Below are 13,290 nucleotides of genomic sequence, written 5' to 3'. Positions count from 1 at the left end.
TCACCGCCATGGCCGACAGACCAGCAGATCACCCGCGCGGCGAGGGCCCCCGTCTCGGTCCCGGCGTCGCCGTCGGCATCGACGAGGCGATGATCCGCCAGCTGGTGCATGCCTTCTACGACCGGGTGCGGCGGGATCCCGCCATCGGGCCGATCTTCGAGCGAGCCATCGGCGAGACCTGGGACGCCCATCTGGCCAAGCTGTGTGATTTCTGGTCGTCGGTGATGCTGGCCACGGGGCGGTTCCAGGGGCGGCCGATGCAGGCCCACAACCGCCTGCCCGACATCAGGACCGAGCACTTCGGCCGCTGGCTGTCGCTGTTCGAGGCGACGGCGCGGGACGTTTGTCCGCCGGCCGCGGCGGCGCTGTTCGTCGAGCGGGCGCTGATGATCGGCCGCAGCCTGCAGATGGGCCTGGCGGTCAGCCGGGGCGAACTGCCGCCGGTGCGAGCGCCGGTCTAGGGCTTGAGAATCAACGCCGTGCGCGTGGCCTCGAAGGAGGACAGGCGGCCCAGATAGCTCATGCCGAGCAGGCTGGTTTCGAGGCCGGTCCGCAGGATCAGGGCATCGACGTTCTCGACCCGGGCTCCGGCGATGGTGACGCTGCGCAGCTTGACCTGGGCGGCCATGGTCTTGCCGTCGGCGGTGGTCACCGGCACCCCGAAGGTGAGCTTGCCGAGGTCGAGGCCCAGGCGCTGGGCGTCGGTGGCGGTCAGGGCGACGGCGGTCGCCCCGGTATCGACCAGGAAGCGCACGGCGCTGCCATCGACGTCGGCGGTGGCCCAGTAGTGGCCGTCGGCGGCCTTGGTGACCTGGGCCGGGGCGGCGGTGCTGGAGACCGGCGTCGTCGCCAGTTGGAGGTTGGCCTGCGGGGCCTGCCGGGAGGGGTCGAAGTTGACGACGGCGCCGGCCGCGCCAACGGCCGACAACGCTCCCACCAGCACGATCGCTGCGAACTTCAGCATTGGCGACACCCCACCTTTTGGCTTCGTCGGACCGCATTGAACGCGAGCCATTGCGCAGGGTTTTAGGCGAGCAGGGTTTGCATCCGATGAATCAGGCTGGTGAATCAGGTGTTGAGGATGCCGAGCTTCTCGGGGCGGATGCGGCCTTTGCGGCTGGGCAACTCGGTCATCAGGGCGGCGCGCTCCGCCTCGCTGAAGCGGGCCCAGCCGCCGATCTCGGGCAGGGTGCGGAAGCAGCCGAGGCAGAGGTTGCTCTCCGGATCGACGATGCAGACCTTCACACAGGGGGTGGTGATGGCCTTGGGCGGGCTGGTGTAGGGCGGACCAAGGCTCAACGGACGGCTCCCTCGGGAATGGCGTAAGCGACGGTGGCCTTGGCGGCGGCGCGGTCGGGGCCCTCGGTCCACATCAGCACATCGACCGTGGCGATCCGACGGCCGAGACGCAACAGCCGGCCCTCGGCCATCAGCCGGCCGGGCTTGCAGGGGCGCAGGAAGTGGATGTTGAGCGAGGTGGTCACCGCCATCGCCACCTCGCCGATATGGGCCAGGATCAGGGCGTAGGCGGCGCTGTCGGCCAGGCTCATCAGGGTCGGGCCGGAGATGACCGCGCCCGGGCGGTGGTGCCGCTCGCTGGTCGGCATGGCCAGGGTGACGACGCCGGGATCGACCTTGATCACCTTGACCATGGTCTCGGGCTCGCTGTGCGGAAAGGCGCGCGCCAGGAAGTCGTTGAGGGCGGCGGCGTCCATGCGCAGGGCACCGAGGCCGGGGCCGGTTATGTCATTGTCGAGATTGGGGGGCAGGGCGGTCATCGGCTCCAAGGATCGCGGCCCGGCGGCGCGCTGGCAAGTGTGGCGAGGCTGTCAAGAAAGAGCCATGTTTTGGCCCGGAGGATTACAATAAGTTTAGATATGAAAACTCTGTCATACTTCGAGTCTTTCAGGAGTTTAATTTGCGAATACGGTCTTCGTGACGCACCCTCCAGTCATCGAATTCAACCACTGACGGGACGCCAACCATGAAGACCCTGCTGATCTCCGCCACTCTGCTGGCCCTGGCCGGCGCCTCCGCAGTCTCGGCCCAGCCGGCCGAACGCCTCAGCGACGCCCAGTTCGTCAAGGCGGCCCGCTGCAAGGGCCTGGCGAAGGCCGACGGCGTCGACACCAAGGCCGTCGACGCGGTGCTGAAGGCCAACAAGCGTGGCCGCGCCGACTGGATCATCGACAAGGCCATGAACGCCCAGGACGACGCGCAGGTCGAGGCCCGCAAGGCCGACGACACGCGCAAGGCCGAACTGATCGCCGAGCGAAACGGCGCCTGCCAGGCCTACGGCGTGGTCGGGTAATTTCGCACTCTCTATCGAGCACCCAGAGCCCCTTGGCGCCCCGTCCACCCCGGACGGGGCGCTCTTTTTTTGGACGAAGACCCTTCGTGTTGAGCGTCACCAAGATCGCAAAAGACCTTACGTTGACGCGAGCGTCATCTTTCCAAACAAGCGTTCGGCTTCTATGATCCGCCCCGACTAGAACACGGCCCTTGAAGAGCCGCGCCGGGAGCCCCTGATGAACCTCGACTTTTCCCCCGAAGACATTGCGTTCCGCGACGAGGTCCGCGCCTTCATCGCCGAGAACTACCCGGCGCAGCTGCGCGACAAGGGCTCGGATCGGGAAGACCTGAGCAAGGACGACTTCCTGTCCTGGCACAAGGTGCTGGCCAAGAAGGGCTGGGTGGCCCCGTCGTGGCCGAAGGAATGGGGCGGCTGCGGCTGGACCTCGACCCAGAAATACCTGTTCGGCGAGGAGATGGCCCGGGCGGACGCGATTCCGATCCTGCCCTTCGGCGTCGCCATGGTGGCCCCGGTCATCTACACCTTCGGCACCCAGGAACAGAAGGACCGCTACCTGCCGAAGATCTACAACGGCGAGGAGTGGTGGTGTCAGGGCTATTCGGAACCGGGCGCCGGGTCCGACCTCGCGTCGCTGAAGACCAAGGCCGAGCGCATCACCGGCGACGACGGCAAGGAATACTACATCGTCAACGGCCAGAAGACCTGGACCACGCTGGCGCAGCACGCCGACTGGGGCTTCTTCCTGGTCCGCACCAACCCTGAGGCCAAGATCCAGGAAGGCATCAGCTTCCTGCTCATCGACATGAAGACGCCCGGAATCACCGTGCGCCCGATCATCACCATCGACGGCGGCCATGAGGTCAACGAGGTCTGGCTGGAGAACGTCAAGGTTCCGGTCGAGAACCGCGTGTTCGAAGAGAACAAGGGCTGGACCTGCGCCAAGTTCCTGCTGGCTCACGAACGCTCGGGCATCGCCGGCGTGGCGCGCTCCAAGCGCGGCGTCGAGCGGGTGCGCGAGATGGCCTCGGTCGAGTTCGGCGACGACGGCGACAACCTGCTGAAGGACGCCGACTTCAAGCGCAAGGTCGCCGAGCTGGAGATCGACCTGACGGCTCTGGAGTACACCGAGCTGCGGGTGCTGGCCTCGGAAAGCGCCGGCAAGGGGCCGGGTCCGGAATCCTCGCTGCTGAAGATCAAGGGCACCGAGATCCAGCAGCGGCTGACCGAGCTGGCGCTGGAAGCGGCGGGCCACTACGCCTCGCCCTACTTCCGCGGCTTCCCGGGTGACGGCGACAACGCCCATCCGATCGGGCCCGACAGCGCCCACCGCACGGCGCCCAACTACTTCAACACCCGCAAGACCTCGATCTACGGCGGGTCGAACGAAATCCAGCGCAACATCATCGCCAAGATGGTTCTGGGCCTCTAGGCTCGGCCTCAACTCACAAGAAACGCATCTAGTCAGGGACGCCCGATGGACTTCAATTTCTCCGAAGAGCAGTCGATGCTGCGCGACACCGTCGCCAGCTTCCTGCAGGACAAGTACGACTTCGACAAACGCCAGAAGCTGATCAAGTCCGAGAGCGGCTGGAGCCCGGCCATCTGGGAAGCCTTCGCCAACGAGCTGGGCATTCTCGGCGCGCCCTTCTCCGAAGAGCTGGGCGGCCTGGGCGGCGGCGCCATCGAGAACATGATCGTCATGGAAGAGTTCGGCAAAGCCCTGGTGGTCGAGCCCTATCTCGGCACCGTCGTCATCGGCGGCGGCTTCCTGAAGCACTCGGGATATGCAGGCGCGGCCGAGCTGATCGGCGGCATCATCGAGGGCAAGGTCACCATCGCCTTCGGCTATGCCGAGCCGCAGGCCCGCTATAACTGGGCGGATGTGAAGACTACCGCCAAGAAGGAAGGGGACGCTTTCGTCCTCAACGGCCACAAGGCGGTCGTCATCGGCGCCCCCTGGGCCAGCCACCTGATCGTCACCGCCCGCACCAGCGGCGGCCAGCGCGACGAGGACGGCATCTCGGTGTTCATCGTCGAGAAGGGCGCCAAGGGCATCGTCACCCGCGACTACCCGACCGTCGATGGCCAGCGCGCCTCGGAAGTCTACCTCGAGAACGTCACTGTTCCGGCGTCGGCCCTGATCGGCGAAGAGGGCAAGGGCCTGCCGCTGGTCAACAAGGTGCTGGACGAGGCCGCGGCCGCCGCCTGCGCCGAGGCCGTCGGCGCCATGCGCAAGATGCATGAGCAGACGCTGGACTACGCCCGCCAGCGCAAGCAGTTCGGCACCGCCATCGCCAACTTCCAGGTGCTGCAGCACCGGATGGTCGACATGTTCATGAACGTCGAGCAGTCGGTCTCGATGACCTACATGGCCACCCTGAAGCTTGACGAGAGCGACGCGGAGCGGGCCAAGGCCGTCTCGGCCGCCAAGGTGCAGATCGGCAAGGCCTGCAAGTTCGTCGGCCAGAACGCCATCCAGATCCACGGCGGCATGGGCATGACCGAGGAACTGGCCGTCGGCCACTACTTCAAGCGCGCGACGATGATCGAGGGGCTGTACGGCTCGGTCGACCACCACCTGCGCCGCTACGAGACGCTGAGCTTCGGCAAGGCGGCGTAGGCCACCTTCGCAATCGTATCGGAAGGGCCCGGGAGAAATCCCGGGCCTTTCTTTTTGTCGGCCGGGGCAGGGTGGACTTCCGCAAGGGGACATCGGCAGCCTTAAAGAAAATCGAGGAAATCAAATGAACTATGACGAGGTCGTTCGCGGGCGGCGGAGCATCCGCGGCTATCAGCAGAAGCCGGTGCCCAAGGCGGTGATCCGCGAGGTTCTCGAGCTGGCCATGCGGTCGCCGTCGTCGCTGAACACCCAGCCCTGGAACTTCTACGTCGTGTCGGGCGAGCCGCTGGACCGCATCCGGGCCGGCAACACCGAGCGCAACCTGGCCGGCGTGCCCCACAGCCGCGAGTTTCGCGTTCACGGCGAGTACGGCGGACAGCATCGCGAACGCCAGATCGGCGTCGCCAAGCAACTGTTCGCCGCCATGGGCATCGCCCGCGAGGACAAGGACGCGCGGCAGGACTGGGTGCTGCGCGGCTTTCGGCAGTTCGACGCGCCGGTCTCCATTGTGGTCACCTACGACCGCTCCATCCATGGCAGCGACATCGGCCCGTTCGACGCCGGCGCGGTGACCAACGCCCTGGTCAACGCCGCCTGGTCGCGGGGCCTCGGCTGTGTGATCAACAGCCAGGGAATCATGCAGTCGCCAGTCGTCCGCGAGCATGCGGGCATCGCGGATGACCAGGTCATCATGATCTGCGTCGCCATGGGCTATCCCGACGACGACTTCCCGGCCAATGCCGTGGTGTCCGAGCGCAAGAGCGTCGATGAGGCGGCCGTGTTTGTTGGGTTCGAGGACTAGGGCCGCCCCGAAGGGCCTATCGAAGCGGCCTACCATTATACCGCGCGCTAGGGGACGCCAGGGGTTAGCCTGGCCGCAGGGCCTTGAAAACACGGGCGAAGTTGTGCTCTGGCGGTAGCCCTAGGCGCTGGGGATGTGGGCCGCGGCGTGGGCCTGACGTAGGTGGGACGGCTGTGAATGTGGGCCGGTTTGCGGTCAGCGGGCCTACAGGGCCGGGTTTTGTCGCAAGGTTTTGTCCCAAGTCCCGGAAAGGCCCGAAAATGAATATGTCTAGACATATTCATCGAAGTTCTTCCCGCCATGCGGGTAACGCAACTTAAACGAGCGAATCCTGTAAAAGGGGTGTAGGGTCACCTTGGGCGGTGACGCGGGGTCAAATGCCCGACCCAGGCCTTGCGCCATCGACGCCCGTCCGGCCGCGAACCCCACCGCACCCAGCGCCGGACGGGCTCCCCTTTCCATGCTTTCCAGCCACGACGGCGCTGAATAGGGTGGCCCCGATCAGTTGAGGTGCACCATGATTTCCATGTCCCGCCGGGCGGCTATGGCCCTGTCCGCTTCCGCCCTGGCGCTGGCCGCCGCGCCGCGCGCCCTGGCCCAGACATCGCCCACTGAATGGACGCCTGAACAGGCCAAGGCGATCCTCGACAAGACCCAGGCCCTGACCCTGGCCCCGGACCTCGGCCATCTGTCGGCCGGCGAGCAGGCGGCGGTTGCCAAGCTGTTGGCCGTCGGCGCAATTTTCCAGGATGTCTACGAGGTCCAGCGGCACGCCGCCGCCCGGGAGATGCGCCGCGCTTTGGCCGCGCGCACCGACGCCCACGGGCGGGATCTGGCGACGCTCTATCGGGTATTCCAGGGGCCGATCGCCACGACGCTGGACAACAAGCGCGTCCCCTTCGTCGCAATCGCCGATGCACCGCCCGGCAAGAACGTCTACCCGCTGGACCTGACCAAGGCCGAGTTCGAGGCCTATGTGGCTGCCCATCCGGCCGAGAAGGCGGGGTTGACCCATCAGCGTTCGGTGGTTCGCCGGGCCAGCTCGCTGATGCTACGGCGCGACCTTTCGAGGCTGTTGCGTTATCCGGTCCTCGACACCCTGCATCCGGGCCTGAGGGCGCGGCTGGAGCGGCTGAGCCGCAAGCCGGATCCGAAGGTCCTGTACGCCGCGCCCTATTCGGTGGCCTTCGCCGACGAGATGATCCGCGCCCACGCCCTGATGAATGAGGCGGCCGATGCGGTCGAGGCCGACGACTGGGCCTTCGCCAAATACCTGCGCAACCGGGCGCGCGACCTGCTCAGCGACGACTACGAGTCCGGCGACGCGGCCTGGCTGAGGGGCCGGTTCAAGAACCTCAACGCCCAGATCGGCGCCTACGAGACCTATGACGACGAGCTCCTGGGCACGCGCGCCTTCTACAGCTTCAGCCTGCTGGCGACGCGCAACGCGGAAGGGGCGGCGCTGCGAGCGGCGATGAACGGGATCCAGGCGCTGGAGGACAGCCTGCCGACGCCGAGCCACAAGAAGGTTCAGGAGGACATCCCGGTCGGGGTCTATGACGTCATCGCCGACTTCGGCCAGTCGCGCGGGGCCAACACGGCGACCAACCTGCCCAACGAAGCCTATCTGGTCGAACGCTACGGCAGCATCATCCTTCTGCGCGTCAACATCATGCGCAACCCGGACCTCTTCAAAGGCAGCGGCGATACGTTCGGGGCGGCGATGGCGGCGCCGTTCGCCGGGCACCTGACCTCGGACGCCAACTTCTATCGCACCCTCTGGCACGAGGTCGGCCACTATCTGGGTCCGGACCTGACCAAGGACGGCGGCCAGTTTGCCGATGCGCTCGGCGCCGACGCCAGCCTGCTGGAGGAGATGAAGGCCGACCTCGTCTCGCTGTTCGTGGCCGAGGAGCTGAAGACGCGCGGCTACTATACGGCCGACCAGCTACGGGCCCTCTACGCCAGCGGCATCCTGCGCTGCCTGCAGAACAACCGGCCGCGCCGCGAGCAGCCGTACAACATGATGCAGCTGATGCAGTGGAACTGGTTCCTCGACCGCAAGGTGCTGAGCTTCGATGCGGCGACGGCGAAGATGTCGATCGACTATGGCCGCTACCACGCCGCCGTGGCCGACCTGCTGAAGGCGGTGCTGGCCCTGCAGGTCGGCGGCGACAAGGCGGCGGTCGAGGCCTTCATCGACAAATGGGGGACCTGGGACGAGGCGCTGCACGGCAGGATCGCGGCCAACATCCGGGCCCAGCAGCGCTACCGCTTCCGGCTGTTCAACTACGCGGCGGTGACGGCGGCCTGATCCCTTAACAGCGCCGCCAGCAGGCCGACGCCAAGCCAGGCGCCGACGATCGGGCTGGGGCCGATGCCGAGGAAGGGGACCGGGAAGGCGCCGAGGAAGGGCGCGGCGGCCCAGGCCAGCAGGAAGAGCCCGAGCGACAGGGCCGGCAACCGGGCTGCCGACGTGGTGGCGGCGAGGGTCGGGGCGACGGCCGTCAGGATCATCAGGGACAGCGCCAGGGCGCCCATGGAAACCGACTGGGCGAAGGCCAGGCCGATGACACCCTCGACCTCCGGAACCGGAGCGAGCGGGTCGGGCCTCTGCCAGGCCCAGACGGCGGCGCCGATGGCCAGGGCCACGAGGATCAGGCGGCTGCGCGGGCGGGCGTGGAAGCTCCAGGCGGCGAGAACGGCGACGGCCGCCAGGGCGCTGGCCTGTGAGGCGTCCGGCTGGGCGACGGTCAGGGCCAGGGCGGCGAGGAGCGCAAGCCAGGAGCCGGTCGGCCAGAAATCCATGCGGGCGGCGAAGGCGACGACGGCGGCCGGTCCCAGCAGCATCGCGACATTGGCCTGGACCGGGCCGAACGCCAGCCAGCGGTGGACGCCCTCCAGGCCGGGGCTGAGGAAGCTCGCCAGCAGGCCCACCGGCAGAAGCCACAGGAACACCGGCAGGGCGGTGCGCCTGGCCGTGAAGGCGATGATCGCGGCGATAACCGCGCCGATGGCCCAGGCCGCGATGTTGCGCAGGCCGAGGGTGAGGGGGACACCGCTGGCCGAACAGATCGCCACGCCGGCCAGGATGGACGCCAGCGAGACAAGGCCAAAGACGGCCAGCAGGGGAATGGCTCTGAATTGGGCGGGCACGGGGGACTCGCTGGAACGATGCGGTGAGAATGTCAGGGTCTGCGGCGGCCGTCTTCGGCCATCACGGCTTCAGCCAGGCAAAGGCGCGGGCGAGGAAGGCCTGGCCGTCCCGTTCGACCGGCGGGCCGTGGGCCATGATCACCTTCTCCGCCGGCCAGGCCAGGATGCGCCGTACCGAAGCGCGGGCGGCCGCGCGGTCGGTGAAGGCGGTCCGGAACTTGCGGGGGACGGCGGGTTCGGCGGCGGTCATCAGGTCGAGGCGGGCGACGAGGGCGCGCCAGCCCTTGAACCAGCCCGGCGGAAACTGCTGGATCAGGTCGGTGAAGATCACGGTCCGGCTGGGCCGATGGAAGAAGACGACCTCGGTGGTGATGCGGTTGCCGCGCACGACGACCTGATCGAGGTCGGCGGCCCAGTCGGCGGGCGGCTCATCACCCAGTTCGATATCGCCCGGCGAGGCGGCGAAGCCGGGCGCGACATAGGTCCGGGCCGTCGGGAAGGCCTGGCGCCACTCGGCGAGGTAGCGGTCATGAAGGCTGTTGGGCGCCACCAGCCGTGTCACCGGGCCGAGCGCCTCGACCTCCGTCCTGAGCGCGGTGGTGAGGGCGACCGGCGACCAGATCAGCAGGCCGCCATCGGCCAGGCGGATCACGGCCATCCGCGTCGGATAGGCAAAGCCGATCACCTCGACCTGGGGACCGGCGGCCAGCCAGAGGCCGGGCCCGAACGGTTGCAGCAGCGCCGTCATGCGACCTGGATTTCCACCCTGCGGAACTTCACGACGCCGGAGCCATACTGCAGGGCGATGGGGCCCTCGGCATGGGCGGCGTTGCGGACGCCATCGATGGTCTTCTCGCCGTTCAGCACGACGGTGAGGCTGTCGCCCCGGGCGCTGATCTCCAGCAGGCTCCAGCGGCCGGCGGCGCGGGGCATGGGCGACACCTTTGCCACATCGACGATGGCGCCGGTGCCGTAGGTCGGGTCGGGTCGGGCGTCGAAGACGTTGATCTCATAGGCGTTGGCCGGGTTGAAGGTCTGGCGGTCGGAACAGCGGATGAAGACGCCGGAGTTGGCCTCCGGGCTGATCCAGAGTTCGACGCGCAGGTCGAAGTCTCGATAGCTGGCGTCTGAGACGAGAAAGCTCATCGCGCCCTTGTCCGCGGCGAGGATGCCATCCTGGACGGACCAGTTGGCGTCGCCGACCGGGGTCCAGCCGGTCAGGTCGCGGCCGTTGAACAGGGGCTGGAAGCCGCCCGCAGCCACGGCGGGGCTCGCCAGGCCGGTGGCGGCGAGGCCGAGCATCAGGTCGCGTCTGTGGATCATGCCGTCCCCCTATGCGACGTAGCTTGTCTGGCGGGAGAGGGACTGGCAACCGCCCCGCCTTCCGCGCCCCGTCCCTCCGTGGTCCCGGATCGGCCTGCGGCCGTCCGGGATGACAGGGTGTGGTCTACAGCGGCGCGCAGGCGTCCTTCAGCCATTCGCCGGCTTCACCGTCCACAAGCGGGCCGATCTCCGCCAGTACCCGGGCGTGGTAGCTGTTGAACTGGGTGCGCTCGACGTCGGTCAGCATGTCGAGGACGACCAGGCGCTTGTCGATGGGGGCCAGGGTCAGGGCCTCGAAGCGGTGCATCGGGCGTTCGCCGCCGGGAATGTCCTCGGCCGGCATGACCACTTCGAGGTTCTCGATGCGGATGCCGTATTCGCCGCTCTTGTAGTAGCCGGGCTCGTTGGAGACGATCATGCCGGGCTGCAGGGCCACGGTATTGGGGGCCTTGGCGATGCGGTGCGGGCCTTCGTGGACGCCGAGGTAGACGCCGACGCCGTGGCCGGTTCCGTGATCGTAGTCGAAGCCCTCGGACCACAGGGCGGCGCGGGCGAAGGCGTCGATCTGGCTGCCCGTGGTGCCGGCCGGGAAGCGCAGGCGGGCGAGGGCCAGGTGACCCTTGAGCACCAGGGTGTTGCGCCGCTTCATCTCCTCGGTCGGCTCGCCGATGGCCATGGTGCGGGTCACATCGGTGGTGCCGTCCAGGTACTGGCCGCCGCTGTCGACGAGCAGGAGCGAGCCCTGTTTCGCGCGCTCGTTGGAGCGTTCGGTGGGGTGGTAGTGGGGCAGGGCGCCGTGGCCGTTGGCGGCGCCGATGGTGTCGAAGCTGAGGTCCTGCAGGGCGCCGGTGGCCTCGCGGAAACTTTCGAGTTTGGCGACGGCCTCCTTCTCGTCGGGCGGGTTGATCTGCCCTTCCGTGGCGATCCAGTGGAGGAAGCGGGTCAGCGCGGCGCCGTCGCGGCGGTGGGCTTCGCGGGTGCCGGCGATCTCGACGGCGTTCTTGCAGGCGCGGGGCAGGGTGGTGGGGTCCATGCCGCGAACGACTGCGTCGCCCAGCTTGTCGAAGTACCAGGCCGAGGACTGGGCCGGATCGACGAGCACCTTCTGGCCCTTCAGGGCGTCGAGGGCCGGTTCGAGGTCATCGGGCGTTTCCAGGCTGACCTGGTTGCCGAGCCAGGCGGGGAGGTCGGTCGTAACCTTGTCCGGATCGAGGAACAGGCGGGCCGTGCCGTCGGCGCGAACGATGGCCTGGCTGAGCGGCAGCGGGGTGCGGATGACATCGCCGCCGCGCACGTTGAACAGCCAGGCGATCGAGGCTGGGGCGGTCAGGACGGCGGCGTCGGCGCCGAGCTTTTTCAGGGACTCGCCGATGCGGGCGCGTTTGGCGGCGCTGTCCTCGCCGGCGTACTCGATCGGCTGCGGCACGACCTTGGCCTTCGGCTGGGCCGGGCGCTCGGCGCCCCAGGCGCTGTCGAGCGGGTTGGGGGCGACGGGCTTGAGGGTCGCGCCGGCCTTGTCGGCGGCGCGCTTGAGGCCGGCGAGGGCGTCGGGGCTGTGCAGGCGCGGGTCGTAGCCGATCACCGAACCCTTCTGCAGCTCGACATAGGCAGGGACGCCGCCCTCGACCAGGTCGCGGATCTCGAACAGGGCCTGATCGACCTGTTCGCGGACCTGCAGGGTGTAGCGGCCATCGACGAAGACGGCGGCCTTGTCCTGCATGATCACCGCCGCCCCGGCCGAGCCGGTGAAGCCGGTGGCCCAGGCCAGACGGTCGTTGGCGGCGGGCAGGTATTCGTTCTGGTGCTCGTCCTCATGCGGGACCAGCAGGCCGTCGAGGCCTTGCCGGGCCATGGCGGCGCGGATCAGGGGGACGTGTTTCGAGCCGAAGGACGGGTCGGTGGATTCATCGAAGGTCTGGCGCATGGACTGGATTTAGGCCCGTGGGCGGAGCCGTGCAAACCCGTTTCCTTTTGTCGCATGCCCGACTAACGGCGCGCTAACCAAGACCGGCGATTTTGGCCGCCTCAGATAACGGGGGACTAAATGACCTGCGACTGCAACAGCCTGGGCCGCTGGCCCGTGATGACCCGCCGCGCGGCCCTGGCCGGGGCGGTCGGCATGGGACTGGCCGCCATGGCCCCGGCGGCGGCCTTCGCGGGCGGCCATTGCGAGGCGCTGCTCCTGACCTGCATGGACTTCCGCCTCGGCAACGAGGTCACCGCCTACATGGATGCGCGCGGCCTGCGGGACAAATACGACCACGTCATCCTGGCTGGCGCCTCACTGGGGGCCCAGAACGACAAGTTCCCGGCCTGGAAGGACGTGTTCATGACCCACATCGACCTGGCGGTGCAGCTGCACGAGGTCCACCGGGTCATCATCCTCGATCACCGCGACTGCGGCGCCTACAAGCTGGTGCTCGGCGAGGCGGCCGTGAAGGACCCCGAGACCGAGCTGAGGAGCCATGTGGCCCAGCTCTACGCCGTCCGCTCCGCCATCCTGACCAAGCACCCGCACATGGAGGTCGAGATCGGCCTGATGGCGCTGGACGGCAAGGTGATGCAGATCGTCTAGTTCAGCGGCAGCGGCTCTTCGATCGGGGCCGGGTCCCGGGCGGCGGCGGCTTCGGCGGCTTCCGCGCGGGCGCGTTCCGCAGCCGCGCGGGTCTCGGCGGCGGCGGCGCGGGCTTCGGCGGCGCTGCGGTCGGCGGCCAGTTGGGCATTGGCGGCGGCGGCGTTGTAGGTCGATTGGGCCTGGGTGGCGGCGGCATTGTAGCCGGCCTGAGCGCCTTCGAGGGCCCCTTGCGCGCGGGCCTGTTCGGCGACGGTGCTGAGGTCTTCCTGGGTGAGGGCGGCGTCGCGGTTGGCGCTGGCGACCATGAAGGCGACGGCGATGATGGCGACGACCGCCACCAGAGCGGCGGCGATCCAGGCGGCGGTGTTGTTGCGCCGCGGCTCGATGGCCACGGTGCGCGGGGTTTCGTCGTAGACGATGCGGGGTTCGCCCGGTTGATACGTCATGGCCTGCTCACTCCTGTCGTCCTCGATGCAGAGACAACGGGGCCCGGTGAGTCG

The 13,290-nt window shown here is 68.2% G+C and carries 15 protein-coding genes; 7 read left to right on the top strand and 8 right to left on the bottom strand.

What is annotated here, in order from left to right; genetic code table 11:
* Window positions 1-8: 8 nt before the first annotated feature.
* Entirely contained in the window at window positions 9-461 is a 453-nt protein-coding gene (locus O5I81_RS13665; protein WP_271065430.1) for a group III truncated hemoglobin, read from the top strand.
* On the opposite strand, the gene O5I81_RS13660 is transcribed toward O5I81_RS13665, so the two are convergent.
* The 3 genes from O5I81_RS13660 to O5I81_RS13650 all read right to left on the bottom strand — a co-directional run bounded on the left by O5I81_RS13660 (window position 458) and on the right by O5I81_RS13650 (window position 1,778).
* Window positions 458-964, bottom strand: coding sequence for a TIGR02281 family clan AA aspartic protease (locus O5I81_RS13660; protein WP_271065429.1), 507 nt, complete (start codon window positions 962-964; stop codon window positions 458-460). The genes O5I81_RS13665 and O5I81_RS13660 overlap by 4 nt on opposite strands.
* 104 nt (window positions 965-1,068) lie before the next feature.
* Complete coding sequence (locus O5I81_RS13655; protein ID WP_271065428.1) at window positions 1,069-1,299, bottom strand: DUF1289 domain-containing protein; 231 nt, start codon at window positions 1,297-1,299, stop codon at window positions 1,069-1,071.
* Entirely contained in the window at window positions 1,296-1,778 is a 483-nt protein-coding gene (locus O5I81_RS13650; RefSeq protein ID WP_271065427.1) for a PaaI family thioesterase, read from the bottom strand. The genes O5I81_RS13655 and O5I81_RS13650 overlap by 4 nt, the downstream gene beginning before the upstream one ends.
* Window positions 1,779-1,984: 206 nt before the next feature.
* Here O5I81_RS13650 and O5I81_RS13645 point away from each other — a divergent pair, with 206 nt between their 5' ends.
* The 5 genes from O5I81_RS13645 (at window position 1,985) to O5I81_RS13625 (ending at window position 8,050) form a co-directional block, all read left to right on the top strand.
* Window positions 1,985-2,311, top strand: coding sequence for a hypothetical protein (locus tag O5I81_RS13645; RefSeq protein ID WP_271065426.1), 327 nt, complete (start codon window positions 1,985-1,987; stop codon window positions 2,309-2,311).
* 217 nt (window positions 2,312-2,528) lie between these two features.
* Window positions 2,529-3,743 (top strand): acyl-CoA dehydrogenase family protein, encoded by a 1,215-nt coding sequence (locus O5I81_RS13640; protein ID WP_271065425.1) that lies wholly within the window; start codon window positions 2,529-2,531, stop codon window positions 3,741-3,743.
* Window positions 3,744-3,788: 45 nt separating this feature from the next.
* Window positions 3,789-4,934 carry an acyl-CoA dehydrogenase family protein gene (locus O5I81_RS13635; RefSeq protein ID WP_271065424.1) on the top strand — a complete coding sequence of 382 codons (1,146 nt, stop codon included), beginning with the start codon at window positions 3,789-3,791 and terminating at the stop codon, window positions 4,932-4,934.
* Between the two features lie 124 nt (window positions 4,935-5,058).
* Entirely contained in the window at window positions 5,059-5,736 is a 678-nt protein-coding gene (locus O5I81_RS13630; RefSeq protein ID WP_271065423.1) for a nitroreductase, read from the top strand.
* 517 nt (window positions 5,737-6,253) lie between these two features.
* The gene (locus tag O5I81_RS13625) at window positions 6,254-8,050 is read left to right on the top strand and encodes a hypothetical protein (protein WP_271065422.1); all 1,797 of its coding nucleotides are present in this window, start codon (window positions 6,254-6,256) and stop codon (window positions 8,048-8,050) included.
* On the opposite strand, the gene O5I81_RS13620 is transcribed toward O5I81_RS13625, so the two are convergent.
* From O5I81_RS13620 to O5I81_RS13605, 4 genes are all read right to left on the bottom strand, one after another.
* Window positions 8,026-8,892: a hypothetical protein gene (locus O5I81_RS13620; protein ID WP_271065421.1), complete on the bottom strand. Its 867-nt coding sequence runs from the start codon at window positions 8,890-8,892 to the stop codon at window positions 8,026-8,028. The genes O5I81_RS13625 and O5I81_RS13620 overlap by 25 nt on opposite strands.
* Before the next feature lie 61 nt (window positions 8,893-8,953).
* Window positions 8,954-9,640, bottom strand: coding sequence for a DUF4336 domain-containing protein (locus tag O5I81_RS13615; protein ID WP_271065420.1), 687 nt, complete (start codon window positions 9,638-9,640; stop codon window positions 8,954-8,956).
* Window positions 9,637-10,215, bottom strand: a complete 579-nt coding sequence (locus O5I81_RS13610) for a DUF1080 domain-containing protein (RefSeq protein WP_271065419.1) — start codon at window positions 10,213-10,215, stop codon at window positions 9,637-9,639. Before O5I81_RS13610 ends, O5I81_RS13615 begins: the two co-directional genes overlap by 4 nt.
* 124 nt (window positions 10,216-10,339) lie before the next feature.
* On the bottom strand, window positions 10,340-12,139 hold the full coding sequence (locus tag O5I81_RS13605; protein WP_271065418.1) for an aminopeptidase P family protein: 1,800 nt from the start codon (window positions 12,137-12,139) through the stop codon (window positions 10,340-10,342).
* A gap of 120 nt (window positions 12,140-12,259) precedes the next feature.
* Between O5I81_RS13605 and O5I81_RS13600 the strand changes: the two genes are divergently transcribed.
* The gene (locus O5I81_RS13600) at window positions 12,260-12,790 is read left to right on the top strand and encodes a carbonic anhydrase (RefSeq protein ID WP_271065417.1); all 531 of its coding nucleotides are present in this window, start codon (window positions 12,260-12,262) and stop codon (window positions 12,788-12,790) included.
* On the opposite strand, the gene O5I81_RS13595 is transcribed toward O5I81_RS13600, so the two are convergent.
* Window positions 12,787-13,236 (bottom strand): hypothetical protein, encoded by a 450-nt coding sequence (locus O5I81_RS13595; RefSeq protein ID WP_271065416.1) that lies wholly within the window; start codon window positions 13,234-13,236, stop codon window positions 12,787-12,789. The genes O5I81_RS13600 and O5I81_RS13595 overlap by 4 nt on opposite strands.
* Between the last annotated feature and the right edge of the window lie 54 nt (window positions 13,237-13,290).

Origin of the sequence: Caulobacter sp. NIBR1757, from assembly GCF_027912495.1 — a bacterium.
In the GTDB taxonomy this organism is placed as follows: Bacteria; Pseudomonadota; Alphaproteobacteria; order Caulobacterales; family Caulobacteraceae; genus Caulobacter.
This window is presented reverse-complemented; position numbering and strand designations above follow the sequence as displayed.